Consider the following 25,816-nt stretch of genomic DNA (forward strand, 5'->3'; position numbering starts at 1 on the left):
TATCGAGATTATGGCGTTCATCACTGTTGCAACGCGGAAATTGCCCCCATCGATTTCTGCGCCGAACCCCCGCCGCCGCACCGGATTCGGTACGTGCGACGGGCCGGAGACGCTGTTTCGCCCCTGAAACGCAGAATGTCAGGGCAGGGTGACCGGCTTGAACGACGGCCGGCCGGCCTCGTATTCACCGATCGAGTCCACCTCGCGCAGAGTGAGCCCGATGTCGTCGAGCCCCTCCATCAGACGCCAGCGCGTGTAGTCGTCCACCTGCAGCGGAACGATGAGATCGCCTGCGGTGACGGTCATGTCCTCGAGGCTGACGGTGAGTTCCAGACCGGGCTCGGCGTCGAGTCGCTTCCACAGGAGCTCCACGTCCGACTGCGCCACCTCAGCAGCCAGCAGCCCGGCCTTACCGGAGTTGCCGCGGAAGATGTCCGCGAAGCGCGACGAGATCACCACGCGGAAACCGAAATCCATGAGCGCCCACACCGCGTGCTCGCGCGATGAGCCGGTTCCGAAGTCGGGTCCGGCGACGAGAACCGAGCCGTTCGACCACGGTTCGTTGTTGAGGATGAAATCCGGGTCGTTCCGCCAAGCGGAGAACAGACCGTCTTCGAAACCTGTCCGCGTGACGCGTTTGAGGTAGACGGCGGGGATGATCTGGTCGGTATCGACGTTGCTTCGCTGCAACGGGACACCGATACCGGTGTGCGTGACGAACGGTTCCATGTCAGTTCCCCTTCTCGGCGAGGTCAGCAGGTGCGGACAGGGTGCCGCGAACGGCGGTTGCCGCTGCAACGGCCGGCGACACCAGATGGGTGCGGCCACCCTTGCCCTGCCTGCCCTCGAAGTTCCGGTTCGACGTCGACGCGCAGCGTTCGCCCGGTGAGAGCTGATCGGGGTTCATGCCGAGGCACATCGAGCAGCCCGCCATGCGCCATTCGGCACCTGCCGCAGTGAAGATCTCGCCCAGGCCCTCGTCCTCCGCCTGAGCACGAACCTTCATGGATCCGGGGACGATCAGCATGCGCATGCCGTCGGCAACGGTGCGGTCGGCGAGGACCTCGGCAACCGCGCGCAGGTCCTCGATGCGCCCGTTGGTGCACGACCCGACGAACACGGTGTCGACCTTCACCTCACGCAGCGGCATGCCGGGCGTCAGGTCCATGTACTCGATCGCCCGGGCCGCGGAGGTCGACTCCGCCTCATCGGTGATCTGAGCCGGGTCCGGGATGCTCGCACCCAGCGGCAGTCCCTGCCCCGGGTTCGTGCCCCAGGTGACGAACGGCGTGAGCTCGGACGCGTTGATGTGGACCTCACGGTCGAATACCGCGCCGTCGTCGGTGCGCAGACTGTCCCAGTACTCGACTGCGGCATCCCAGTCGTCACCCTGCGCCGCGTGCGGGCGCCCCTTGAGATATTCGTAGGTCGTGGCGTCGGGGGCGATCATGCCGGCACGCGCACCCGCCTCGATGGACATGTTGCAGATCGTCATGCGCGCTTCCATCGACAGCTTCTCGATGGCCGGACCGCGGTATTCGAGCACATGCCCCTGTCCGCCGCCGGTACCGATCTCGGCGATGACGGCCAGGATCAGATCCTTGCTCGTGACGCCTGCCGGCAGTTCGCCGTCGACGGTGATGGCCATGGTCCGGAACGGGCGCAGCGACAGGGTCTGGGTGGCCATCACGTGCTCCACCTCAGAGGTGCCGATGCCCATCGCCAGCGCACCGAAGGCACCGTGCGTGGACGTGTGACTGTCGCCGCAGACCACGGTCATGCCGGGCTGGGTGAGACCGAGCTGCGGTCCCACCACGTGCACGATTCCCTGCTCGTCGTCGCCCATCGGATACAGCCGGACGCCGAACTCCTCGCAATTGCGACGGAGCGTGTCCACCTGCAGCGCCGACACCTGGTCGGCGATGGGGCTGAAGATGTCGACCGTCGGAACGTTGTGGTCCTCGGTCGCGATGGTGAGATCCGGACGCCGGAGTTCGCGGCCCGCCATGCGGAGGCCGTCGAACGCCTGCGGGCTGGTGACCTCGTGCACCAGGTGCAGGTCGATGTAGATCAGGTCCGGATTCGCATTGCCTTTGGCGTCCACGGCACCTGGGACCACTACGTGGTCGTCCCAGACCTTCTCGGCCAGGGTGCGCGGCTCGGCGTTGATGTCACTCATGTGCCACTCGGTTCTTCCATCTCAGTATATGGACAGCTAGTATCGTCCTATGGGAAAGGATAGCGGAATCGGCGTGCTGGACAAATCCGTGGCAGTTCTGCACACCGTCGCACGGCGACCGCACAACCTCGGCGAGCTCTGCGACGCCACCGGCCTACCACGGGCCACCGCCCACCGACTCGCCGTCGGGCTTGAGATCCACGAGCTCCTGGCACGCGACGCCACCGGACGATGGACACCCGGTCCGGCCCTCGCGCATCTGGCCTCCAACGCGCGAGACGAACTCCGTGAAGCGGCCCTCCTCGTCCTCCCTCGCCTGCAGGGCAGCACCGGCGAATCAGTGCAACTGTACCGCCGTGAAGGTGCCGAGCGAGTGTGCATCGCCGCCGCCGAGCCGCCCACCGGCCTTCGCGACACCGTCCCCGTCGGCAGCCGCCTCACCATGTCGGCGGGGTCGGCCGCGAAGGTTCTCGCCGCGTGGTCGGACGCCGACATCCGGGCCGCACTCATCCCCGACGCCGTCTACACCGACCGATCGCTCGCCGAGATCCGACGCCGTGGCTGGGCGCACAGCATCTCCGAGCGCATCGACGGTGTAGCCAGCGCCTCCGCGCCGGTACGGAATCCCGCAGGGGATGTGATCGCCGCCGTCTCCATCTCCGGCCCCATCGGCCGGCTCGGCCGAAAGCCCGGCGAGCGGTACGGTGCCGAACTGGTCGCCGCGGCCGACGCGATAACTGCACGGCTGTAACCGAGCGCACCTGCTCCCACCGGAACCGCCCGTGAGATAAATTCGGGCGCATGGGAACCAATCAGCGGTCGCAGATCGTGATGTCCGACGACGAGGTCTCGACGTTCATCGATCAGCACCGGACGGTCACGATGGCCACGCACGGCACGAGAGCGGCTCACCTCGTCGCCATGTGGTACGCGGTGATCGACGGTGAGCTGTGGATCGAGACCAAGGAGAAGTCGCAGAAGGTCGTCAACCTCAAGCGCGACGCCCGGGTCACGATGCTCATCGAAGACGGCGACACATACGACGCGCTGCGGGGCGTGAGCATCGAGGGCACCGCCGAGATCCACCGGGATCCCGCGACCTGCCTGGCCGTCGGCATCAGCATCTGGGAACGCTACAACGGGCCCTACACAGACGACCTGAAGCCTGCGGTCGACGCGATGATGAACAAGCGCGTCGCCGTCCGTGTGGTCGCTGACCGCGTCCGCTCATGGGACCACCGCAAGCTCGGTCTGCCGGAGATTCCGCTCGCCGGATCCACCGCGGAATTCCTCCGGCCCTGACGGATGATCACCTCGGACCGTGCATGACAGCCAAAGAGAAGAGTCGCGACACCGTTTCGGTGTCGCGACTCTTTCATCTGTAGCCCCGACGGGATTCGAACCCGCGCTACCGCCTTGAGAGGGCGGCGTCCTAGGCCGCTAGACGACGGGGCCCTAGAACATCTCTTCACTTGTGAGGCACACAGGAGTCCCCGTGTACTTCGCTGGGGTACCAGGACTCGAACCTAGAATGGCGGTACCAGAAACCGCTGTGTTGCCAATTACACCATACCCCAAGGGATTACCCGATCTTCGGCGAGAAACGTCTTGCCCGCCGCTTTTCGAGCCGGGGAGTACATTACCAACAACCCCACCCCAAATAACAAATCGCCAGGTCAAGTGGACTTTTCACGCCACCCGATCACTCGTGACGAGTCGATCGCGTGCCCGGACAGTGCGAGGTCTGCACTTCGGGCGCGGAATGATCGCGGCGTGACGAGACCCGCTCGTGCGAGTGGTACCGCTGCGGGCAGACGACACGCTATAGGCGGTTGCCGACCGTGAGCGGTACCACTCCGACGACAATCGGCGACTGGTGTCCGAGGGGTCGCCCACGCGAATAGGAACCGGCTCGAGCGCGTCAGGCGGAGGCGCTGACCTCACGGGCCTGCCGCAGTCGGGCCAGACTCCGGTCCCGACCGAGCAGTTCCATCGACTCGAACAGCGGAGGGCTCACGGCCGCGCCGGTGACCCCCACACGGATCGGGCCGTACGCCTTGCGCGGCTTGAGCTCGAGACCGTCGACCAGCGCCGACTTCAGTGCGTCCTCGAGGGTCGCCGTATCCCATGTGGAGACACCCTCGCACGCGGCGATCGCCGCGTCGATGACGGGCAACGCGTCCGCGCCGAGGTTCTTCGACGCCGACTTCTCGTCGAAGGTGAACTCCCCGTCGTCGATGTACAGGAACCGGATCAGCCCCCACGCGTCGCCCAGCACCTGGATGCGCGTCTGCACCAGATCCGCGACCACCGCGAACTGCGCGTCGTCGATCGGCTCCGTGAGATGTCCGCGGTCCACCAGGAACGTGCGCAGCCGGGCGGCGAAGTCCGCCGGATCCAACAGCCGGATGTGCTCGGCGTTGATCGAGTCCGCCTTGCGCTGGTCGAAGCGCGCCGGATTGGAGTTGACGTTGCTCACGTCGAACGCCTCGATCATCTCGTCGAGGGTGAAGATGTCGTGATCTCCCGAGATCCCCCAGCCCAGCAACGCCAGGTAGTTGAGCAGCCCCTCCGGAATGAAGCCCCGATCGCGGTGATGGAAGAGGTTCGACTCCGGATCGCGCTTGGACAGCTTCTTGTTGCCGTCACCCATCACGAACGGGAGGTGCGCGAACGACGGGACCGTCTCGGCGACCCCGATCCGGATCAGCGCCTCGTACAACGCGATCTGCCGCGGCGTCGACGACAGCAGGTCCTCGCCGCGGAGCACGTGGGTGATCTTCATCATCGCGTCATCGACCGGGTTCACCAGGGTGTACAGCGGGTCTCCACTGGCCCGGGTGAGAGCGAAGTCCGGGACCGTGCCCGCCTTGATCGTGGTGGTTCCGCGAACCAGGTCGTCCCAGGCGATATCGTGCGTCGGCATCCGCAGACGGACCACCGGCTTGCGACCCTCGCCGCGGAAGGCGTCACGCTGTTCGGCGGTCAGGTCGCGATCGAAGTTGTCGTAACCGAGCTTCGGATCGCGCCCGGCCGCCTTGTGCCGCTCCTCGACCTCCTCGGGCGTGGAGAAGGCCTCGTACGCCTCCCCCGCCTCGAGGAGCTCGGCGACGACGTCGAGGTGGATCTGCTTACGTTCGGACTGGCGGTACGGCCCGTACTCGCCGCCCACCTCGGGCCCCTCGTCCCATTCCAGTCCCAGCCAGCGGAGTGCGTCGAGAATCGCGTCGTACGACTCCTGGCTGTCACGAGCGGCATCGGTGTCCTCGATGCGGAACACGAACGTGCCACCGACGTGGCGGGCCTGAGCGAAGTTGAACAGCGCAGTCCGGGCGAGGCCGACGTGCGGGGTTCCGGTGGGCGACGGGCAGAAGCGGACGCGTACATTCTCTCCACTGGTCATGCAGGTCAGCCTATTAGATCCGGCGAGGAACCTGCAGGCGAGGCCCTCCGTCATTGATCTTATTGTTCTATTTGAACTAGAATAAGTACGTGCTCATTCGGATCGATACCACCAGCGACACCGCGATCTTCGAACAGATCGCGGACAACGTCCGGTCCGACGTCGCCGCCGGCCGACTGCACGCAGGCGACCGACTCCCGCCCGCACGTCAGGTCGCCGGAGCCCTCGAGGTGAACGTGCACACAGTTCTGCACGCGTATCAGAACCTCCGCGACGAAGGACTCGTCGAACTGCGCCGCGGACGTGGCGCAGTCCTCACCGACGCCGCCCACACCCTCACCGCCGTCCACGACGACATCATCGCCCTGGCCGCGAAGGCCGCCGCTGCCGGCTTGCATCCCGAAACCCTGTCCGCGCTCGTCAAGGAGGCCACCCGTGTCAACGACTGATCGCACACCGAATCCCGTCCGCCGCAGGCGCGCTTTCATCGCCGCCGGATTCGTGGTGCCGGCCCTCGCCGCATTCGCCGCGATAGTCGTGCAGGTGATCGCGCTGCCGAACCTCCCGGCCGAGATCGCCGTGCACTGGAACGCATCGGGCGATGCCGACCGCTGGGCCGCGCCGTGGACCATGATCCTCGTAACCGCACTGACCGGTGCGCTCGCCATCGGGTTCGCCGCCGCCAGCTACGCGCCATTGCGCGACGGGACTCCGGGCGGGACCTTCCGATGGGTCGGCACAACGACAGCGGCGCTCGCGACCTTCCTCGCCGCGCTCTTCGGCGGCATCGTCTGGACTCAGAGAGGAGGCGGAACGCCCTCCTCGATGACCCTCGTCGGCGCATCACTGGCGGTGGCCGTGATCGTCGGCACGATCGCGTGGTTCGCCCAGCCGACCGATCCGGAACCGGAACCCGGCAACCGAGTGGCACCACTGGAGATCACGTCCGGACAACGAACCCTCTGGCTCCACACCGAGGTCGTCAGCCGCGTCATTCTGGGACTCGCCGCCTTCGTCGTGGGACTGGCGGTGCTGACCGCGGCACTCGGCTGGGCCGGCGACGCCTCCACCGGCTCCGTGATCGGCTCGCTGACGATCATCTTGATCGCCGTGGCCGCGATCGTGACCACGTTCGCCTTCCACCTCCGCGTGGACGACGCCGGCCTCACCGTGCGCGCCATCGCCGGGCTCCCCCGCTGGCGCATCCCGGTCGAGGAGATCACCGATGTACAGGTGATCCACGTGCGCGCCATCGGCGACTTCGGCGGTTACGGCGTTCGCTGGCGGCCCGGCAAGATCGGCGTGATCCTGAAGTCGGGCCCCTCACTTGCGGTCACCAGGCGCAGCGGCCGGACCTTCGTCGTCACGCTCGACGATCCGGCGACGCCGGCCGCGCTCCTCGGCGCGCTCGCGCTCAGAGACGCGACTTGAGAAAGCCGATCAGGATCTCATTGACCGCATCCGGCCGTTCGATGTAGCCGTAGTGTCCGGCATCGACCAGCTCCTCGTAGCGCGCGCCCGGAATCGCATCGGCCACCTCCCGTGCGAGATGCACAGGGAGGGTCCGGTCGTCGGCGAATCCGACGACGAGACAGGGCTTCCCGATACCGCGGTAAGCGGACAACCGGTTCTGGTCTCGCTCCGGAATGTTCAGCTGCGCGCGGACACCCGCCGAGTTCCCCTGTCCGCCGAACCCGATGATGTCGAGCCAGTCCTGCGCCGCACGGTCATCCAGCAGCGTCCTCGGCGACAGGTTCATGTGCGCGGTGACAACCGCGTGGTAGGACTCCGGCAGGGTCTGACCCGCATCCATCAGCGCCTTCTCGCCCTCGTTCATCGCGGACACCAACGGCGTGGTCCGACCGTAGGTGCCGAGCATGGCCGCAGCCCGCACCAAATCGGGCCTGCTCAACGCCAGCTCCTGGGTGATCCGCGCGCCCATGGACGTCCCGACGACGAACGCCGGGCCCCCGAAGTGCTCGATGACCGCCGCAGTGTCGGCGACCAGGTCGGCGAGCGTGAATCCGTCGCCGCACTCGCTGGACGGCGCGATTCCGCGATTGTCGAACGTCACGACGCGGAATCCCGCCGCGATCAGGGCGGGTTGCTGGTGAGCGTGCCACACTCGACCGGGACTTCCAGTGCCCATGACCATGACGACCAAGGGCCCCTCCCCCGCAGCCGTGCACGAGAGGATCACGTCTCCGTTGCGGACCTGCGTCGGCGCGACGCGCGCGTGGCGGCTCACTTATCGACCACCGGGTTGGCCAGAGTGCCGAGACCTTCGACGGACACCGACACCGTCTGGCCAGCTGTCATCGGACCGACGCCCTCCGGCGTGCCCGTGAGGATCACATCACCGGGCAGCAGCGTCATCACGCGCGACACCCATTCGATGATCTCGCCGACCGAATGCAGCATGAGCGACGTCCGGCTCGACTGCTGCACCGCGTCGTCGAGTTCGGTCTTGATCGCCGCGTCGGATGCATCGAAGTCGGTCACGATCCACGGCCCCAACGGACAGAAGGTGTCGTAGCTCTTGGATCGGGTCCACTGGCCGTCGTGCGCCTGATGATCGCGCGCGGTGACGTCGTTGGCGATGGTGTAGCCGAGGATGACGTCCTTGGCGCGTGCGGCGGGGACGTCCTTGCACGGCCTGCCGATGACGACGGCGAGCTCCCCCTCGAAGTCGACGCGCTCGGATGACGGCGGTCGCACGATCGACGCACCGGGGCCGACGATCGAGGTGTTCGGCTTCGAGAAGATCACCGGGTCGGCCGGCGCCTGCGAACCCATCTCGGCCGCGTGCGCCGCGTAGTTCTTCCCGACTGCGATCACCTTCGTCGCGAGAATCGGTGCGAGGAGACGCGTGTCGGCGAGTTTCCACGTCCGTCCGGTGAACGTCGGATCACCGAACGGGTGCTCCGCGATCTCCCGCGCCGTCTCCTCACCTTCTGCGCCTTCGATGGCTACGAATGCGACCCCGTCAGGGCTGGCGACACGACCCAATTTCATGCCCCAAAGACTAACGCACCCATACTTGTGTTCTATTATCTGGAACAGATATTCCACTATGTAAGATTTATCCGCCACCGGCCATGCGCGAATCGAGGTGCTCGTTGTCCGCTTCCTCAGACCCTGCCTCGGCGAGCCCGACATCGGATCCGCAAGCTGCTGATCTGTCGCCCACCCGCCGGTGGATCATGCTCGCCAGTTCCCTCGTGGCAGCTATGACGACGACCTGTGCCACTGCGGGCGTCGCTTACGTGATCCCCGTCCTGCACAGCGACCACGGCATGCCGCTCTCGAAAGCCGCGACCCTCGCTGCGATCCCCACGATCGGACTCACCCTGACGATCATCGCGTGGGGTGCCGCGCTGGACCGATTCGGGGAGCGACGCGTCCTGCTCATCTCACTCGGCATCACGGCGGCGGGCACCGTCGCCGCGATGATCGTCGCGGAGACCGGCGCGGGGTTCGCCTCGCTCGCGATCCCATTGCTCATCAGCGGACTCGGCTCGGGCGCCGCGAACGGCGCGAGCGGACGCATCGTCGTGGGCTGGTTCCCGCCGCATCAGCGAGGCACGGCGATGGGCGTCCGGCAGATGGCGCAGCCGCTCGCCATCGGCGTATGCGCGCTGACCATGCCCGTGTTCGCCGAACGCCTCGGCTTGGCCACGGCTTTCGCCGTGCCGGTCGTGGTGACCGTGATCGGTGTCATCGCCGTCGCCGTTGCCGTGGTCGATCCCCCGCTGCCGCCCGCCTCCGCGGCGGTCAGTGCGGCCAACCCTTACCGCCGCCGGTCGTTCCTGCAGCGGGTGCACGCGGTCAGCGTCCTCCTGGTGATCCCACAGTCGCTGATGTGGACATTCGTCCCGGCGTGGCTGATCGTCGGGCACCACTGGTCCGCATTGAGCGCGGGCGTCCTGGTGACGGTGACTCAGGTGGCCGGGGCCCTCGGACGAATTCTGGTGGGCCGCATCTCCGATGTGGTCGGGTCGCGTATGCGGCCGATCCGGGTGATCGCGGCGACCGCAGCCGTTCTCACCGGAGGTCTGGCGCTGGCCGACTGGCTCGACAGCCCGGTGGCAGCTGGCGTCATGGTGCTCGCCTCGATCAGCACCGTCGCCGACAACGGGCTCGCATTCACCGCCATCGCGGAGTTCGCCGGTCCGTCATGGAGCGGTCGCAGTCTGGGCGTGCAGAACACTGCACAGTACGTGACGACCGCGGCCACCACACCGTTGATCGGCCGGCTCATCGAATCCGCGGGATACCCGGCCGCGTTCGCGATCGCCGCGCTCGGCCCGCTCATCGCGCTCCCTCTCGTGCCGCGCGACGCCGGTGCGCCGGGCACCGACGCGTCCGACCCATCTGACGCCTGAACCGTGCCTGCAGAGACGACTCGACGCACCACCCGCAGGTGGTGCGTCGAGCTCTGCGGCCGCTGCGCGAGCGGCCTTTCGAGGCTCATCCCAATCGGGGGTGTAGGAGTTGGGGTCTGAAGCCGCCGGTCTCGAGCAGGCTTCGGGCGATGTAGTTGGTCAGGTTGCGGAACCCGAGTGCGGAGCCGCGCAGGTGTTCGAGCCGTCCGTTGAGCGCCTCGGTCGGCCCGTTGCTGGTGCCGGGTCGTTCGAAGTAGGCGAGCACGTCGGCGGCTCGCTTCTTCAGGGTCCGGCCCAGGGTGGTGAGCTCGGTGAGCACCTTGGGGACGCCGGCGCTGAGGTCGGTGATCAGCTTCTCCATGAGCTCGCGGCCACGTTGCCGGTCCTCGTGGCGATAGGCGGCGATCATGCGCTGGTAGACACCCCAGGCCGCCTCGACCTCGACGTGAGCGTCATCAACGAACAGCGCGCGTAGCCTGTCGCTCTGCTTGTCGGTGAGCAGGTCCGCGCCGGTGTGCAGCGTGCGCCGCGACTTGTAGAGCGGGTCGTCTCTGAACCCACGGTGCCCGTGGATCGCGAGTTGGACCCGGCGCCGGCACCTGTCGAGGGCGTCACCGGCCAGGCGCACGACGTGGAAGGGATCCATCACCGTGACCGCGTCCGGGATCTCCTCTGCAGCGGCGGTCTTGAACCCGGTGAAGCCGTCCATCGCGACCACCTCGACCGCGTCACGGAAGGCGTCGTCGCGGTCGGCGAGCCAGGTCTTGAACGCCGCCTTCGACCGGCCCTCGACCATGTCCAGCAGCCTTGCTGGGCCGGCGCCATCGCGGACCGGGGTGAGGTCGATGATCACGGTGACGTACTTGTCGCCACGCCTGGTGTGGCGCCAGACGTGCTCATCAACGCCAATGACCTTCACGGCCTCAAACCGCGTGGGGTCGTTGATCAGCAGCCGCTTGCCTTCAGCCAGGACCGCGTTGTTGGCGGTGTCCCACGCGACCCCGAGTCCCTCGGCGACACGGGCGGACGGTGAGGTGTGCGACCACGATCCCTTCCAGCGCCCACCGCAGCCCGGTGCGCGAGAGCTTCGCGCGTGGCTCCGCCGCGGCGCTGGTGTCTTGGCGCCACACGTGTCCGCAGTCGGCACAGCGGTAGCGGCGCACTACAACTTCCAGCACGGTCGGTCGCCAGCCCAGCGGCTCGTGGGCCAACCGCCGGATCACGGTGTCACGAGCAGCGCCTTCGCTGCCGCACCGTCGGCACCACGGATCTGGTTCCACCACGCGGCACGCGAGGACCGCACGATCCGGTTCAAGTCGTTGTCCGGTCACGCTCAGACCGAGGCCGTCGAGTCGAGCGAAGGCGGTCAGGTCAGGGCGGCCGAAGCCGGCCGGCGGGGTAGCGTCGGACACGTCGAGGTCTTTCGGATGGATGGCGTAGGAACCTCCGTCGTCGGGAGACCTCGACGTCTATCTGCGGACCGACGCGCCCGGCCGACCTACACCGTCATCTGAGAAGACCCCTGAAACGTCTTCGACGACGACGGGACCGGAGGAGGGCGCGGTGAGCTAAAGGAATGGAGCTTGCTCGGCTTCGACGCCGCCGCAAGCTCCGGTGAAACGGTCGGTACTGGTCGATCGTCGTCGGTCACCACCGGATGGCGGCGTCCCCCACGCTCGGCGTTTGCGCAGGTCAGCGGCTCGTTCGCCCAGTGGGCGCATCAAGCGATAGACGCAAAGCCGACGTGATTAGGTCGTCGGTTCGATTCCGACAGGCGGCTCCGGCGAACAGCCCCTGACCTGCGGAAACGCAGGGCAGGGGCGGTTCGGTTCGGGTGGTCGCGCGATGCGCTGGCCTCACGGCTCTGCCCGACACCGACGTCGCTCTCCTCTGCGACGGACCCCTCGCCGGCTGAGCACTCGCGGCCGGCATCCTGTCCGTGTGCCGATAGGCCTCGCACCGCTCGGCAACGCAGCATGGCGTTGCGTCGCGACCTGGCGACGGCTCGGCGGGGCGCGATCGTCTCGTGCGTTGGCGGACTACGGGAGCTTGGACGCGAGGACGTCGGCCGCCAGGATCTCGGGTGCTGCGCCGAGGAGGTGCTGGTTGGCCATCAGGGCTGCGACGATGGCGCCGTTGGCGTGGGCGTCGCGAGCGGCCTCGTCGGGGAATGCATCGAAGATCCAGAAGGTGTCGGCGTGGGTCCTGACCGCGAACCAGACAATCGTTCCTGCTTCTTCGTTGGCGAGTGCGACAGCGCCGCCGAGCAGATCGGCGAGCGCGTCGTGCTGTCCATCGGCCGCGACGATCTTGGCGACGAAGGCATACGGAAGTGATGCGGGTGTGGACATGAGGGACTCTCCTTGAAATCGGGGTTCTTCGTGGGACGAGTTCAGCGTATGACGAGCGAGGGCCGGTGGGAAGTGGCGTATACGGCAGTATTGCTATTGTTTACGTCATGCGTATCGGACTGATCGCGATCGACGGCTGCTTCGGTTCGGCTATCGCGTCGATCATCGACATCGTGCGGGTGGCCGACGGAGCCCGCCGCGATGTCGACCCGCGGATCGACCCGATCCAACTCGCCATCCTCGGACCGAAACGGCGAGTGACCACGACGGCATCGATGACCCTGTCGGTGGACCACCCGCTGTCGGAGTCCGCAGAGTTCGACGTGGTCGTCGTCCCTGCGCTTGGAACCCTTACGGCCGCCGCTACCAACGACGCCCTCCACAGCCGAGATGCTCGTTCGGTCATCGCCTCGCTCGGGCGCCTCGACGAGGCGACCACCCGGATCGCCGCGGCGTGCACCGGCGTGTTCGCTGTCGCCGAGACCGGACGGATGCATCATCGGCGGGCGACGACCAGCTGGTTCCTGGGGCCGGAGTTCCTGAAGCGCTATCCGACCGTCGCCCTCGATCTCGACACCATGGTCGTGGTCGACGGGAACCTCGTCACCGCCGGCGCCGCGTTCGCCCACATCGACCTCGCGCTCTCACTCGTGCGATCGATCAGCCCCGACCTGGCCCAACATGTCGCCAAGCTCCTCATCATCGACGAGCGCCCGTCGCAGGCGGCCTTCGTCGCCTACGAACATCTCCGGCACGAGGACCCGATCGTCGTCGAGTTCGAACGCTTCGTGCGCGCCCGCCTGGACGAACCGTTCAACGTCGCCTTCGTCGCGCAGTCGCTCGGCACCAGCCGGCGCACCCTCGAACGACGAGTCCGTGCGGCGCTCAACCTCACTCCGCTCGGCTTCGTCCAACGGCTTCGCATCGAACGAGCTCGGCACCTCTCAGCAACCACGGACCTCACCTCCGCCGAGATCGCGCTACGGGTCGGCTACGCGAACGCCGAGACTCTGCGCTCCCTCCTGCGTAGGGAGCGACGCCGTTCCTGACCTATCGCCACGCCTGTAGCCGGTGTGCTAGTGCTCGACTAAAACCACCTCTCAGCACGTCGCGTCGACGCTCCTGCGTCGCCCCTGGACGACCCACTCGACACGCCCGCAGCACAGGCCATGTGACGTGTCCCGGCTTCCCGGACGGTCGGGGTTGGGTGGCTGTGATGTCGCTGCGTTCTCGTCGAGAGGATCAGCAGACCCGATCAGAGGCGATTGGGATAAGACGCGAAGGCGGTCAGGTCAGGGCGGCCGAAGCCGGCCGGCAGGGTAGCGTCGGACACGTCGAGGTCTTTCCGATGGATGGCGTAGGAACCTCCATCGTCGGGAGATCTCGACGTCTATCTGCGGACCGACGCGCCCGGCCGACCTACACCCTCATCTGGGAAGAGCCCCTTTCGATCAGACCGCCGCGAGGATGCGGTCACCCACCTCGCTGGTGGAGCCGCGGGATTCACCGCGCGAGGCGACGTCGGAGGCGACTGCCCGCTCCACTCGGTCGGCGCCCTCGGCGTCGCCCAGATGACGAAGCAGGAGTGCCACCGAGAGGATCGCGGCGGTCGGATCCGCCAGGTTCTGCCCGGCGATGTCCGGGGCACTGCCGTGGACCGGCTCGAACATCGACGGATTGGCGCGGGTCGCGTCGATGTTGCCCGACGCGGCCAGGCCGATACCACCCGACACGGCAGCAGCCAGGTCGGTGATGATGTCACCGAACAGATTGTCGGTGACGATCACGTCGAAACGGGACGGATCGGTGACCAGGTAAATGGTTGCCGCGTCGATGTGGCAGTAGTCGGTGGAGATCTCGGGGAACTCCTTTCCGACCTCCTCGACCGCTCGCGCCCACATGGAGCCGGCGAACGTGAGCACGTTCGTCTTGTGCACCAGTGTCAGCTTCTTGCCGCGAGCCTGGGCCCGGGCGAATGCATCCCGGACCACTCGCTCGATGCCGAACCGTGTGTTGACGCTGACCTCGGTCGCGACCTCGTTCGGGGTGCCGACGCGGATCGCGCCGCCGTTGCCGGTGTACGGGCCCTCAGTTCCCTCACGGACCACGACGAATTCGATCGTCGGGTCGCCCGCGAGAGGGGACGTGACGCCGTCGAAGAGGATCGACGGACGAAGGTTCACGTGGTGGTCGAGGATGAAGCGCAGCTTCAGCAGGAAACCGCGTTCGAGGACACCCGACGGAACCGACGGGTCCCCGATCGCACCGAGCAGGATCGCGTCGTGCTCACGCAACGATGCGACGTCCTCGTCGGTCAGCAGCTCGCCGGTCCGGTGGTAACGGCGCGCACCGAAGTCGTACTCGGTGGTCTGGACCTCGGGGTGGAGTTTCCGCAGGACGCGGAGCGCCTGGTCGGTGACCTCCGGACCGATGCCATCGCCACCGATGACGGCCAGCTTCATCTCCGGCGCCGTCATGACAGATCGACCTGTTTGATGAGCGTTGCCGAGACCGAGTCGGAGACCTTGCCGAGCAGGTCGGCGGAGAGCTCCTCGTCGATGCGCAGCAGCATGGTGGCGCCCGATCCCTCAGCGTCCGGCGACAGCGCGGCTGCCACGATGTCCACCCCGGCCTCGCCGAGCACGGTGCCGATCTTGCCCAGCGAACCGGGCTGATCCGCGTAGCCGACGATCAGGTTGCGGCCCTCGGCGCGCAGATCGAAGTTGCGGCCGTTGATGTTGACGATCTTCTGAACCTCACGCGGGCCGGTGAGCGTGCCGGTGACATTGACGACGCTGCCGTCGCCGAACACGGCCTTCACGTCCACCTGGCTGCGGTGGTTGGGGCTCTCGGTCTCGGTGACGACCTCGTGGCTCACCCCGCGCTCGGCGGCGACCGCCGGAGCGTTCACGAAGGTGACCGGCTCGTCGACGACCGCGGAGAACAGACCGCGGACCGCAGACAGCCCGAGGACGTCGACCGGGCTGGCCGCGAGTTCACCGCTGACCTTGATGGTCAGGTTGGTGGGCATGCCGCCTGCGACGACGCCGGCGAGGACACCCAGCTTGCGCGACAGTTCGAGCCACGGCGCGACCTCGTCGTCGACCGGGCCGCCGGTGATGTTCACGGCGTCCGGCACGAAGTGACCGGCGAGCGCGAGCTGCACGCTCTTGGCGACGTCCGTGCCGGCGCGGTCCTGAGCCTCGGCCGTCGACGCGCCGAGGTGCGGCGTGACGACCACTTGGTCGAGCTCGAACAGCGGCGAATCGGTGCACGGCTCGGAATCGAACACGTCCAGCCCCGCACCGCGGACCCTGCCGTCGGTGATCGCCTGAGCCAGCGCGGCCTCGTCGATCAGGCCGCCGCGAGCCGCGTTCACAATGATGACGCCGGACTTCACCTTCGTGAGCTGCTCGGCGCCGATGAGACCGGCGGTCTCCTTCGTCTTGGGCAGGTGGATGGTCATGAGGTCCGCGCGCTCGAGAAGTTCGTCGAGCGACACCAGCTCGATCCCGAGCTGAGCTGCTCGGGCGGCCGACACGTACGGGTCGTACGCGATGATGTGCGCTTCGAAGGCGGCCAGACGAGCCGCGACCAACTGGCCGATACGGCCCAATCCGATGACGCCGACGGTCTTGTCGAAGATCTCGACGCCGGAGAAGGAGGAGCGCTTCCAGGTGTGCTCCTTGAGCGTCACGTCGGCGGCGGGCACCTGGCGAGCGGTCGACATGAGCAGCGCGATCGCGTGCTCGGCGGCGGAGTGGATGTTGGACGTCGGAGCGTTGACGACCATGACCCCGCGCTCGGTGGCCGCCGGGACGTCCACGTTGTCCAGGCCGACGCCTGCGCGGGCGATGATCTTGAGCTTCGTGCCCGCGTCGAGGACCTCGGCGTCGACCTTGGTGGCCGAGCGGACCAGGATGGCGTCGGCGTCGACCACGGCCTCCAGGAGCTTCGGGCGGTCCGGGCCGTCGACCCAGCGGACCTCGACGTCGCCGCCGAGTGCTTCCACGGTCGAAGGCGCGAGTTTGTCGGCGATCAGGACGACTGGGCGGCCGGCATCGGTCACAGGTTTCTCCAGATTCTCGGGGGCGGACGCCGCAGGCTGCACCACGCGACGATTCAGCACCTCGAATCTTAGTGCCGAACCTGTGAGCGAACGCAGTCGGCCACCGATGAATGTGGCAGCCGACACGCTTGGGCGGTACATTACGTTCGGCGTATCGATTGCGTCACGACCGGTTCACGAATCGGTCGTGGCCACTGAGCACAGTGTTCGGTGCGGTTAACTGGAGAGCGTCTGCGGTGTGCCGTGGGGTCTTGTACGTAATGCGAGTGGAGAAAATATGAAGAAGCTGACGGTACTCATCGCGGTCATCGCGACTGCGATGATGTCGCTCGTCGGCATCGGCGCCGCCGATGCAGCACCGAAGGTCGGACTGGGCGGAGGCTCGGGCATCCTTGTCCTGAAGGGCGGAAACACCGCGTCCGCGTGCACCCTGACGACGGTCGGTCACCCGACGGCCGGTTCACACAAGGGCGAACTGATCGCCGTCACCGCCGGTCACTGCGGTAAGCCCGGCCAGACCGTCGTCTCCGAGTCGCAGCAGCAGCGCGGCAAGCTCGGTGAGGTCGTCTACAGCGGAGCCGACATCGACGTCGCCGTGATCAAGCTCGATCCGTCGAAGGTGGCACCGAAGCGCACCGTCCGCGGCGTCACGATCCGCAAGATCGACACCCGCGCGAACGTCAACTTCCCCACCGTCCTGTGCAAGACGGGCCGCACCACCGGTAAGACCTGTGGCGTCACCTGGTTCTCGGACCGTCAGTCGCACTTCAGCCAGATGTGCGTCATCGAAGGCGACTCGGGCAGCCCGGTCGTCATCGGCGACCGACTGGTGGGCATGGTCAACGCCTACTACTTCCTCTCCTGCCTCGGCCCGGAGACCGGAACCAACATCAAGACGATTCTGAAGCGTCTGGACAGCAAGGGCTACGGCGCCTTCAAGCCGGTGTAACCGGTTCCGGTTCACTACCGGCGAACCTGCGACGTGAAGAGCGGGCGGTCCCGATGGGGACCGCCCGCTCTTGCGTCTGCTCATGCGTCCGGTGCACCTACACGGCGGACGCGACCTGCGCCAGCAGCGACTGCTCGGTGTGACGGATCGCCTGCCCGACGACAGGTTCCACGATGGCGGACAGTGCTCGACCGGCCAGTCCACCGGGGAGCTGATAGTCGAAATCGACCGTCAGCCGGGTGCTGCCCGGATCGGATCCGTCGGCGAACCGCCACGCGGTCTGCACGTCGGTTCCGGCGATCGACGTCATCGCGATGACCTCGTCGCGGACCCACTCGGTGACCTTCATCGTCGACGTGAACGTCTTCGGTCCGACGCGCATCACCGACTCGAACGTCGCTCCGACTCCCTCGACCTGATCGGTCGTCGGCTCGAAACTCGTGATGCCGAACATCCACTTCGGCACCGTCGTGTGATCGTTGACGTACGCGAACACCTTCTCGCGTGGCACAGCGGTCTCCGCCTCCCGATGTATCGATGTCATCGAACCCCTCCCCGTCCACTCTGCGGGGAGCGCACTCGCGCCCCCTTCTTGTTCGGCTCACGATGTCACGGAACCACTCGAGAACAGACGAGTGGCACGCACTTCCGGCAACCGGTTCCAGTCACGTCGCCGGACATCACCCCGCCGAAGCGAACGATCCCCGCGACCCCCTGCAGAACAGGAGGGTCGCGGGGATCGTGAGAACTCGCGCCTATCAGGCGGTTTCGGTGATCGGACGATCGACCCAGCTCATCAGGTCGCGCAGCTTCTTGCCGGTGACCTCGATCGGGTGCTCCGCATTCTCCTTGCGGAGACCCTCGAGTTCGGTGTTGCCGTTCTCGACGTTGGCGACGAGACGGCGCGTGAACTCACCCGACTGGATGTCGGCCAGGATCGCCTTCATGCGCTCCTTGGTGTCGGCGTCGATGACGCGCGGGCCGGAGAGGTAACCGCCGAACTCCGCGGTGTCGGACACCGAGTAGTTCATGCGGGCGATACCGCCCTCGTACATGAGGTCGACGATGAGCTTCAGCTCGTGCAGCACCTCGAAGTAGGCCATCTCGGGTGCGTAGCCCGCCTCGACCATGACCTCGAAGCCGGTCTTGACCAGTTCCTCGGTGCCACCGCAGAGCACGGCCTGCTCACCGAACAGGTCGGTCTCGGTCTCTTCCTTGAAGGTGGTCTTGATGACGCCCGCGCGCGCACCGCCGATGGCGCTGGCGTAGCTGAGCGCGAGAGCCTGGCCCTCACCCTTCGGATCCTGGTCGACGGCGATCAGGCAGGGCACGCCCTTGCCGTCCACGAACTGGCGACGGACCAGGTGTCCAGGGCCCTTCGGTGCCACCATGCCGACGGTCACGTTGTCCGCAGGCTCGATCAGATCGAAGTGGATGTTGAGACCGTGACCGAAGAACAGCGCGTCGCCGTCCTTCAGGTTGGGCTCGATGTCGTCGGTGAAGATCTTGGCCTGGCTGGTGTCCGGGGCCAGGAGCATGATGACGTCGGCCCATGCAGCGGCTTCCGCGGTCGACATGACCTTGAGACCCTGCTCCTCCGCCTTGGCGCGCGAGTTGCTGCCCTCGCGCAGGCCGATGGCGACGTCGACGCCCGAGTCGCGCAGCGACAGCGAGTGCGCGTGGCCCTGGCTGCCGTAACCGATCACCGCGACCTTGCGGCCCTGGATGATCGACAGGTCGGCGTCATCGTCGTAGAACATCTCGACTGCCACAGTGTTTCCCTTCGAGTGGAGTTAAAAGGTGTTGTGCCTATTCGTATATTGTCGCGCTAGCGGTTGGCCGACATGCTCTTGGGGCCACGCCCCAGAGTCACGCCGCCCGACTGTGCGATCTCCCGGATGCCGTACGGGTCGAGCATCCGAAGGAGCGCTTCGAGCTTCTCCGAGGTTCCCGTGGCCTCGACGGTCACCGATTCCGGCGAGACGTCGATGACTTTCGCCCGGAAGAGGTTCACCACATCGATGATCTCACCACGGTTGGTGGAATCGGAGCGGATCTTGATCATCATGAGCTCACGGGACACCGAGTGCGCGGGTTCCTGCTCGACGATCTTGATGACGTTGATCAGCTTGTTGAGCTGCTTCGTCACCTGTTCGAGGGGGAAGTCCTCGACGGTGACCATGATGGTCATTCGCGAGATTCCCTGAAGTTCGGTCGGGCCCACGGCCAGCGACTCGATGTTGAAACCGCGCCGGGAGAAGAGTCCGGACACTCGGGCGAGCACGCCCGGTCGGTCTTCGACCAGAACGCTCAGCGTATGGGTGGTGCTCACAGCTCTGCCTTCCCTTCCGTGGAATCCTGCTCGCCCGCCATGACATCGTGAATGTCCACCGGGCCGGCGGCCGACTCGTCGTCATCGAACAGCGGCCGGATGTTCCGGGCCGCCATGATCTGGTCGTTACCGGTACCGGCGGCGACCATCGGCCACACCTGGGCGTCCTTGCCGACGATGAAATCGATCAGAACCGGGCGGTCGTTGATCTCGCGCGCCTTGGCGATGGCCGGCGCCACATCCTCTTCTCGATCGACGCGGATCGCGACGCAGCCGAGCGCCTCCCCCAGCTTCACGAAGTCGGGGATCATCCGCGAATGCGTCGACAGGTCCGTGTTGGAGTAACGCTGGTCGTAGAACAGCGTCTGCCACTGGCGGACCATGCCCAGGTTGCCGTTGTTGATGAGCGCCACCTTGATCGGGATGCCCTCGATCGCGCAGGTGGCGAGCTCCTGGTTGGTCATCTGGAAGCAGCCGTCGCCGTCGACCGCCCAGACCTCGGTCTCGGGCGATGCGGCCTTGGCGCCCATCGCGGCCGGGATCGAGTAGCCCATGGTGCCCAGCCCGCCCGAGTTGAGCCAGGTACGCGGCTTCTCGTACTTGATGAACTGCGCGGCCCACATCTGGTGCTGGCCGACGCCCGCGACATAGACGGCGTCCGGTCCGGCGGCCTTACCCAGTTCGGAGATGACGAATTCGGGCGACAGCGAGCCGTCGGACTGCTTGTCGTAGCTCAGCGGGTACGTCTCGCGCAGTCCGTTCAGGAACGACCACCATTCGGTGAGATTCGGCGTGACGCCACCGGTTGCGCGCTCGGCGCGCAGCGCCTCGGTGAGCTCGACGATCACCTGCTTCGCATCGCCCACGATCGGAACGTCGACGTCGCGGTTCTTGCCGATCTCCGCGGGATCGATGTCGGCGTGGATGACCTTCGCGTTGGGTGCGAACGAATCGAGCTGGCCGGTGACGCGATCGTCGAACCGCGCGCCCAATGTGATCAGCAGGTCGCTGCGCTGCAGGGCACCGACGGCACCGACGGCGCCGTGCATGCCCGGCATGCCCATGTGCAGTTCGTGACTGTCCGGGAACGCACCGCGCGCCATCAGGGTGGTGACGACGGGGATGCCGGTCAGTTCCGCGAGCTCGATCAGCTCGGCGGACGCCTCGGCCTTGATGACGCCTCCGCCCACGTACAGGACCGGGCGAACGGCCTGCTGGATGAGGCGGGCTGCCTCGCGGATCTGCTTGCCGTGCGGCTTGGTGACCGGCCGGTAACCGGGGAGATCGAGCTGCGGCGGCCACGAGAAGGTGGTCTCCGCCTGCAGGATGTCCTTCGGAATGTCGACCAGGACGGCGCCGGGGCGGCCGCTCTCCGCGATGTAGAACGCCTCAGCGACGATCCGGGGAATGTCGGCCGCGGAGCTGACGAGGAAGTTGTGCTTGGTGACCGGCATCGTGATCCCGGAGATGTCGGCTTCCTGGAATCCGTCGGTGCCGATGAGCGCGCGTCCGACCTGACCGGTGATCGCGACCACCGGGACCGAGTCCATCTGGGCGTCGGCCAGCGGTGTGACCAGGTTGGTCGCGCCCGGACCCGATGTCGCCATCATGACGCCCGCACGACCGGCGACCTGCGCGTATCCGGTGGCCGCGTGTCCGGCGCCCTGCTCGTGGCGGACGAGCACGTGGCGGACCTTGGTCGAGTCGAGGAGCGGATCGTACACCGGGAGCACTGCGCCACCCGGAATGCCGAAGACCACTTCGACGCCGAGTTCCTCGAGAGTTCGGACCACCGACTGTGCGCCGGTGACCCGCTCGGGCGCGACGCTCGCGCTGCCCGAACGCATGGACTCGGTCGAGGGCGACTGCGGTCGCCCGGAAGACCCGTGTGCTGCTGGAGTACTCACTGCACGTTCCTCATCCCTAAAGCCAGCAATATGTTCTCGACGTGACTCGCAGGCCGGTGGCTCTCGTCACCGGGTCCTGACAAGAAAAAACCCTCGACAGCTGAGCTGTTCGAGGGGCGCGTCGTTGACGTTCGGAAAGGTTGGCGAAGTTCCCGATCAGGCGTTGACGCGCCGACCGAGTACTACGAGAACCTTCTGATCCATCACGCGATCAATTTAGGACGCCGACGGCTCGTGAGTCAAATCCCGGTACTGCGCCGAATCCCGGCCCCGGCACACATCCCGCGCTTCGCGGTCCCGCTTTCCGCCGCTTCGCGGGACGCACTCGACGCGTGGGACAATGTCGGCGTGACGGATTCGGTGTTCGACTTCAAGATCTCCCGCCTCGCCTACTTCGCGGTGCTCGCCGTGGTGCTGCTCGTGGTGCTGCTGATGGGCGGCTCCATGTGGTTCGCGATCGCCTTCGTCGTGCCGGTCGCCCTGGTCTGGTGGATTCACCGCCTGCACACCCGTGCCGACGCCGAGGGAATCACGGCGACCGGAGCATCGGGCGTCACCTCGTTGTCGTGGGACGACGTCAAAGGCCTGCAGTTCCCGAAGTGGAGTTCGGTGCGCGCCGTCACCACGGACGGCCGTGAGGTGCGCCTTCCCGCCGTCCGGTTCGAGGACGTCCCGGCCCTGTCGGCTGCCAGCGGCGGCCGCCTCCCCGATCCGTTCGCATCCGAGCGCGAGGCACGCGCAGCCGCCGACGCCGCGACTGAAGACGCCCTCGACTGACCCGACTTCGACTGCCACTTCGCAGATCACCTGCCCCGGATCACCGGGTCATCCGCCGAGCCTGCGCCCAGAGGGGATCGACTGTGCCTGTGACCGCGCGCGACATCGCGTCGCTGATCGACGACGGACAGCTGACCGAGACTGCTCGGCAGCTCGCGACGATGGCGCCGCAGGAGGCGGCCGCCGTCCTGGGCGGTCTCGATCGAAGACGCAGCACCATCGGATTCCGCCTCCTGTCCAAGGACGAGGCCGTCCAGGTGTTCGACGATATGACGTCGCACGCCCAGGCACAGCTGGTCACGTCCCTCAGCACCGACGAGGTCGTCGATGCCTTCGACAACCTCGACCCGGACGACCGCGCCGAACTTCTCGATGAGCTGCCCGCGACCGTCGCCAAACGCCTGATCCGCACGCTGTCCCCGGAAGAGCGCGAGGTCACGTCGGTGGTCCTCGGATTCGGACGGAACTCGGTCGGGCGCCGCATGAGTCCGGAGTTCGTGCACGTGTACTCGGACGATTCGGTGGAGCGCGCACTGGCACGGGTCATCGAGCGCGGGCATGACGCGGAGACCATCTACACGGTGCCGGTCGTCGACCATCAGCGTCGTCTGCTCGGGGTGGTGAGCCTGCGCGACCTGCTGCTGTCCGACTCCGACGTCCTCCTCGAGGACCTGTGGCGGGCGCCCATCCACGCACGCGCGGAGATGCCCGCCGAGGCCGCTGCGCGGCGCTGCGTGGAGCTCAGCCTCCCCGCCATGCCCGTGGTCGACAACGAGAACCGGCTGATCGGTGTGCTCACGCTCGACGACGCCGCCGACGTGGTCGCCGCTGCCGGCGACGAGGACGCCGCGCGAGCCGGCGCGCACGAGGTGGTCAAGACTCCGTACCTGCGGTCGTCGGTCATCGCGATCACTCGCGCACGGATCATCTGGCTGTTCGTGCTCGCACTGTCGGCGATCCTGACGGTCAATGTCCTCGAGGTGTTCGAGGGGACCCTCGAGCAGAAGGTCGCATTGGCGCTGTTCATCCCGCTGCTCACCGGTATCGGCGGCAATACGGGATCGCAGGCCGCGACCACCGTGACACGCGCACTCGCGATGGCGGAGATACGCACGCGCGACGTTCTGCACATCGCACGCAAGGAGGCGAGCGTCGGCGCCGCGATGGGCGCCGCTCTCGGGATCGTCGGCTTCGCGTTCGCGTCGGTTGTCTACGACACCGGGATCGGCACCGTCATCGGGTTGACCATCGTGTCGGTATGCACGATGGCGGCGACCGTCGGCGGGATCATGCCGCTCGCCGCACGTTCGATCCGGGTCGACCCGGCGGTCTTCTCCACGCCGTTCATCTCCACTTTCTGCGACGCGACCGGCCTCCTCATCTACTTCACGATCGCGAAGACCGTGCTCGGAATCTGATGCGTCACACCGTCGCCCCCTGTACCGAGGGCGACCTTCCGGGTGCGCGTAGCCTTGCGACATATGCCCGGTCACGGCCCTGACCGGGTGTGAAGCACCAACGAGCAGAACCAGATAATCGATTCGAGCGAGGAAACCACATGCCACCCCTACGGTCTCGCACCACCACAGTCGGCCGCGAGGCAGCCGGCGCCCGCGCCCTGTGGCGCGCCACCGGAATGACCGACGGCGACTTCGGCAAGCCGATCGTCGCGATCGCCAACTCGTACACGCAGTTCGTGCCCGGTCACGTCCACCTCAAAGACGTCGGCGAGATCGTCGCCGACGCGGTGCGCGAAGCGGGCGGCGTCCCGCGCGAATTCCACACGATCGCGGTCGACGACGGCATCGCGATGGGCCACGGTGGCATGCTCTACTCGCTCCCCAGCCGCGAGATCATCGCCGACTCGGTCGAGTACATGGTGAACGCGCATACCGCGGACGCACTGGTCTGCATCTCCAACTGCGACAAGATCACGCCCGGCATGCTCAACGCCGCGATGCGGCTGAACGTCCCGACCGTGTTCGTCTCGGGCGGGCCGATGGAGGCGGGCAAAGCAGTCGTCGTCGACGGCGTGGCGCAGGCTCCCACGGACTTGATCACCGCGATCTCGGCGTCGGCGAACGACGCCGTCGACGAGGGCGGGCTGTCCGAGGTGGAGCGCAGCGCGTGCCCGACGTGCGGTTCGTGCTCGGGCATGTTCACCGCCAACTCGATGAACTGCCTCACCGAGGCGCTCGGACTGGCTCTCCCCGGCAACGGGTCCACGCTGGCGACGCACGAGAAGCGCCGCGCGCTCTTCAGTCGGGCCGGCGAGGTGATCGTCGAGGCCGCTACGCGCTGGTACCGCGACGACGACGATTCGGTCCTCCCCCGCAGCGTCGCCTCGCCCTCCGCGTTCCGCAATGCGATGGCGCTCGACGTCGCGATGGGCGGCTCGACCAACACGGTCCTTCACATCCTCGCCGCCGCACAGGAGGGTGAGGTCAGCGATTTCGATCTCGCGGCGATCGATGAGATCAGCCGGAACGTGCCCTGCCTGTCGAAGGTCGCGCCGAACTCCGATTACCACATGGAGGACGTGCACCGGGCGGGCGGAATCCCTGCCATCCTCGGCGAACTGCGGCGTGCCGGACTGCTCGACGACACGACGTCGACCGTCCATGCCCCGACCATGGCGCAGTTTCTCGACGACTGGGACATCCGCAGCGGCAAGACGACCGCCGAGGCGAAGGAACTGTTCTACGCGGCACCCGGCGGCGTGCGGACCACTGAGCCGTTCTCCACGGACAACCTCTGGAGCGAGTTGGACACAGATGCCGCGGGCGGCTGCATCCGCGACTTCGAGCATCGGTACACCGATGAGGGCGGCCTCTGCGTTCTCCAAGGCAACATCGCGCCGGACGGCGCGGTCCTCAAGACCGCAGGCATCGACGAGGAACTGTGGAACTTCCAGGGACCGGCGCGCGTCGTCGAGAGCCAGGAAGAGGCCGTTCAGGTGATCCTGAGCAAGACGATTCAGGCGGGAGAGGTCCTCGTGGTCCGCTACGAGGGCCCAGCCGGCGGTCCCGGAATGCAGGAGATGCTGCACCCGACCGCGTTCATGAAGGGCACCGGGATGGGCAAGAAGTGCGCCCTCATCACCGACGGGCGCTTCTCCGGCGGTTCGTCGGGACTGTCCATCGGGCACGTCTCCCCGGAAGCGGCCGCCGGCGGCGCAATCGGACTCATCGAGGACGGCGACGAGGTGTTCATCGACGTCAAGACACGTGCTCTCAAGGTTCTCGTCGACGACGAGACGCTCGCCGATCGCCGCGCGAAGATGGAGGCCTCTGAGCACCCGTGGGCGCCTCGCAACCGCGATCGCTCGGTGACCATGGCCCTGCGTGCCTACGCGAAACTCGCCACGTCCGCCGACCGCGGTGCGGTGCGCGAGGTCAACTGAGGGACGAGAAGGGCGCCGGGCCGGAGATCGTTCTCCGGCCCGGCGCCCTTTCAGTGAGTCA

At 66.9% G+C, this 25,816-nt stretch carries 22 protein-coding genes, 2 tRNA genes and 1 pseudogene; 10 read left to right on the forward strand and 15 right to left on the reverse strand.

Going from position 1 to position 25,816, the window contains the following annotated elements:
• Nucleotides 1-138: 138 nt before the first annotated feature.
• Both leuD and leuC read right to left on the reverse strand, forming a co-directional pair.
• Nucleotides 139-729, reverse strand: coding sequence for a 3-isopropylmalate dehydratase small subunit (leuD, locus tag FO044_RS10110; RefSeq protein WP_132991758.1), 591 nt, complete (start codon nucleotides 727-729; stop codon nucleotides 139-141).
• A 1-nt stretch (nucleotide 730) separates the two neighbouring features.
• Complete coding sequence (gene leuC / locus FO044_RS10115) at nucleotides 731-2,179, reverse strand: 3-isopropylmalate dehydratase large subunit (RefSeq protein ID WP_143965592.1); 1,449 nt, start codon at nucleotides 2,177-2,179, stop codon at nucleotides 731-733.
• 49 nt (nucleotides 2,180-2,228) lie between these two features.
• On the opposite strand from leuC, the gene FO044_RS10120 reads away from it, so the two are divergent.
• On the forward strand, nucleotides 2,229-2,930 hold the full coding sequence (locus FO044_RS10120; RefSeq protein ID WP_132991760.1) for an IclR family transcriptional regulator: 702 nt from the start codon (nucleotides 2,229-2,231) through the stop codon (nucleotides 2,928-2,930).
• A 50-nt stretch (nucleotides 2,931-2,980) separates the two neighbouring features.
• Nucleotides 2,981-3,481 carry a pyridoxamine 5'-phosphate oxidase family protein gene (locus FO044_RS10125; RefSeq protein WP_143965593.1) on the forward strand — a complete coding sequence of 167 codons (501 nt, stop codon included), beginning with the start codon at nucleotides 2,981-2,983 and terminating at the stop codon, nucleotides 3,479-3,481.
• 80 nt (nucleotides 3,482-3,561) lie between these two features.
• On the opposite strand, the gene FO044_RS10130 is transcribed toward FO044_RS10125, so the two are convergent.
• The 3 genes from FO044_RS10130 to gltX all read right to left on the reverse strand — a co-directional run bounded on the left by FO044_RS10130 (nucleotide 3,562) and on the right by gltX (nucleotide 5,582).
• A tRNA-Glu gene (locus tag FO044_RS10130) sits at nucleotides 3,562-3,634 on the reverse strand.
• Nucleotides 3,635-3,684: 50 nt separating this feature from the next.
• A tRNA-Gln gene (locus FO044_RS10135) sits at nucleotides 3,685-3,756 on the reverse strand.
• 344 nt (nucleotides 3,757-4,100) lie between these two features.
• Nucleotides 4,101-5,582 (reverse strand): glutamate--tRNA ligase, encoded by a 1,482-nt coding sequence (gltX, locus tag FO044_RS10140; RefSeq protein WP_143965594.1) that lies wholly within the window; start codon nucleotides 5,580-5,582, stop codon nucleotides 4,101-4,103.
• An 89-nt stretch (nucleotides 5,583-5,671) separates the two neighbouring features.
• On the opposite strand from gltX, the gene FO044_RS10145 reads away from it, so the two are divergent.
• Together FO044_RS10145 and FO044_RS10150 are read left to right on the forward strand one after the other, a co-directional pair.
• Nucleotides 5,672-6,031, forward strand: a complete 360-nt coding sequence (locus FO044_RS10145) for a GntR family transcriptional regulator (RefSeq protein ID WP_132991763.1) — start codon at nucleotides 5,672-5,674, stop codon at nucleotides 6,029-6,031.
• On the forward strand, nucleotides 6,018-7,013 hold the full coding sequence (locus tag FO044_RS10150) for a DUF1648 domain-containing protein (RefSeq protein WP_186290528.1): 996 nt from the start codon (nucleotides 6,018-6,020) through the stop codon (nucleotides 7,011-7,013). Before FO044_RS10145 ends, FO044_RS10150 begins: the two co-directional genes overlap by 14 nt.
• On the opposite strand, the gene FO044_RS10155 is transcribed toward FO044_RS10150, so the two are convergent.
• Both FO044_RS10155 and FO044_RS10160 read right to left on the reverse strand, forming a co-directional pair.
• Nucleotides 6,997-7,830 carry an alpha/beta fold hydrolase gene (locus FO044_RS10155; protein WP_412917590.1) on the reverse strand — a complete coding sequence of 278 codons (834 nt, stop codon included), beginning with the start codon at nucleotides 7,828-7,830 and terminating at the stop codon, nucleotides 6,997-6,999. The genes FO044_RS10150 and FO044_RS10155 overlap by 17 nt on opposite strands.
• A complete protein-coding gene (locus FO044_RS10160) occupies nucleotides 7,827-8,597 on the reverse strand; it encodes a fumarylacetoacetate hydrolase family protein (protein WP_143965596.1) in 771 nt (256 codons plus the stop codon). Before FO044_RS10160 ends, FO044_RS10155 begins: the two co-directional genes overlap by 4 nt.
• Before the next feature lie 164 nt (nucleotides 8,598-8,761).
• Here FO044_RS10160 and FO044_RS10165 point away from each other — a divergent pair, with 164 nt between their 5' ends.
• The gene (locus tag FO044_RS10165; RefSeq protein ID WP_280525871.1) at nucleotides 8,762-9,967 is read left to right on the forward strand and encodes an MFS transporter; all 1,206 of its coding nucleotides are present in this window, start codon (nucleotides 8,762-8,764) and stop codon (nucleotides 9,965-9,967) included.
• Nucleotides 9,968-10,052: 85 nt separating this feature from the next.
• Here the strand turns inward: FO044_RS10165 and FO044_RS10170 are convergent.
• Together FO044_RS10170 and FO044_RS10175 are read right to left on the reverse strand one after the other, a co-directional pair.
• A pseudogene (locus FO044_RS10170) lies at nucleotides 10,053-11,379 on the reverse strand (ISL3-like element ISPfr2 family transposase).
• A gap of 627 nt (nucleotides 11,380-12,006) precedes the next feature.
• The gene (locus FO044_RS10175; protein ID WP_143965598.1) at nucleotides 12,007-12,318 is read right to left on the reverse strand and encodes a putative quinol monooxygenase; all 312 of its coding nucleotides are present in this window, start codon (nucleotides 12,316-12,318) and stop codon (nucleotides 12,007-12,009) included.
• Nucleotides 12,319-12,425: 107 nt separating this feature from the next.
• On the opposite strand from FO044_RS10175, the gene FO044_RS10180 reads away from it, so the two are divergent.
• Nucleotides 12,426-13,367, forward strand: a complete 942-nt coding sequence (locus FO044_RS10180) for a GlxA family transcriptional regulator (RefSeq protein ID WP_143965599.1) — start codon at nucleotides 12,426-12,428, stop codon at nucleotides 13,365-13,367.
• 402 nt (nucleotides 13,368-13,769) lie between these two features.
• Here the strand turns inward: FO044_RS10180 and FO044_RS10185 are convergent, their stop codons facing one another.
• Entirely contained in the window at nucleotides 13,770-14,780 is a 1,011-nt protein-coding gene (locus tag FO044_RS10185) for a 3-isopropylmalate dehydrogenase (RefSeq protein ID WP_143965966.1), read from the reverse strand.
• 11 nt (nucleotides 14,781-14,791) lie between these two features.
• Nucleotides 14,792-16,387 carry a phosphoglycerate dehydrogenase gene (serA, locus tag FO044_RS10190; RefSeq protein WP_132993284.1) on the reverse strand — a complete coding sequence of 532 codons (1,596 nt, stop codon included), beginning with the start codon at nucleotides 16,385-16,387 and terminating at the stop codon, nucleotides 14,792-14,794.
• 277 nt (nucleotides 16,388-16,664) lie between these two features.
• Here serA and FO044_RS10195 point away from each other — a divergent pair, with 277 nt between their 5' ends.
• Complete coding sequence (locus FO044_RS10195; protein WP_132991767.1) at nucleotides 16,665-17,336, forward strand: trypsin-like serine protease; 672 nt, start codon at nucleotides 16,665-16,667, stop codon at nucleotides 17,334-17,336.
• Between the two features lie 97 nt (nucleotides 17,337-17,433).
• Here FO044_RS10195 and FO044_RS10200 read toward each other — a convergent pair whose 3' ends face one another.
• From FO044_RS10200 to FO044_RS10215, 4 genes are all read right to left on the reverse strand, one after another.
• Entirely contained in the window at nucleotides 17,434-17,880 is a 447-nt protein-coding gene (locus FO044_RS10200; RefSeq protein ID WP_132991768.1) for an SRPBCC family protein, read from the reverse strand.
• Nucleotides 17,881-18,094: 214 nt separating this feature from the next.
• A complete protein-coding gene (gene ilvC / locus FO044_RS10205) occupies nucleotides 18,095-19,096 on the reverse strand; it encodes a ketol-acid reductoisomerase (RefSeq protein ID WP_186290624.1) in 1,002 nt (333 codons plus the stop codon).
• 68 nt (nucleotides 19,097-19,164) lie between these two features.
• Nucleotides 19,165-19,668 carry an acetolactate synthase small subunit gene (gene ilvN / locus FO044_RS10210; RefSeq protein ID WP_132991770.1) on the reverse strand — a complete coding sequence of 168 codons (504 nt, stop codon included), beginning with the start codon at nucleotides 19,666-19,668 and terminating at the stop codon, nucleotides 19,165-19,167.
• Complete coding sequence (locus FO044_RS10215) at nucleotides 19,665-21,575, reverse strand: acetolactate synthase large subunit (protein WP_186290530.1); 1,911 nt, start codon at nucleotides 21,573-21,575, stop codon at nucleotides 19,665-19,667. The genes ilvN and FO044_RS10215 overlap by 4 nt, the downstream gene beginning before the upstream one ends.
• Nucleotides 21,576-21,809: 234 nt before the next feature.
• Between FO044_RS10215 and FO044_RS10220 the strand changes: the two genes are divergently transcribed.
• The 3 genes from FO044_RS10220 to ilvD all read left to right on the forward strand — a co-directional run bounded on the left by FO044_RS10220 (nucleotide 21,810) and on the right by ilvD (nucleotide 25,755).
• Nucleotides 21,810-22,352, forward strand: coding sequence for a PH domain-containing protein (locus tag FO044_RS10220; protein ID WP_244945742.1), 543 nt, complete (start codon nucleotides 21,810-21,812; stop codon nucleotides 22,350-22,352).
• A gap of 83 nt (nucleotides 22,353-22,435) precedes the next feature.
• Nucleotides 22,436-23,770, forward strand: a complete 1,335-nt coding sequence (mgtE, locus tag FO044_RS10225; protein WP_143965600.1) for a magnesium transporter — start codon at nucleotides 22,436-22,438, stop codon at nucleotides 23,768-23,770.
• 140 nt (nucleotides 23,771-23,910) lie between these two features.
• The gene (ilvD, locus tag FO044_RS10230) at nucleotides 23,911-25,755 is read left to right on the forward strand and encodes a dihydroxy-acid dehydratase (protein WP_143965601.1); all 1,845 of its coding nucleotides are present in this window, start codon (nucleotides 23,911-23,913) and stop codon (nucleotides 25,753-25,755) included.
• Nucleotides 25,756-25,816 lie beyond the last annotated feature (61 nt).

The organism is Gordonia zhaorongruii (genome assembly GCF_007559005.1).
Lineage (GTDB): Bacteria > Actinomycetota > Actinomycetes > Mycobacteriales > Mycobacteriaceae > Gordonia > Gordonia zhaorongruii.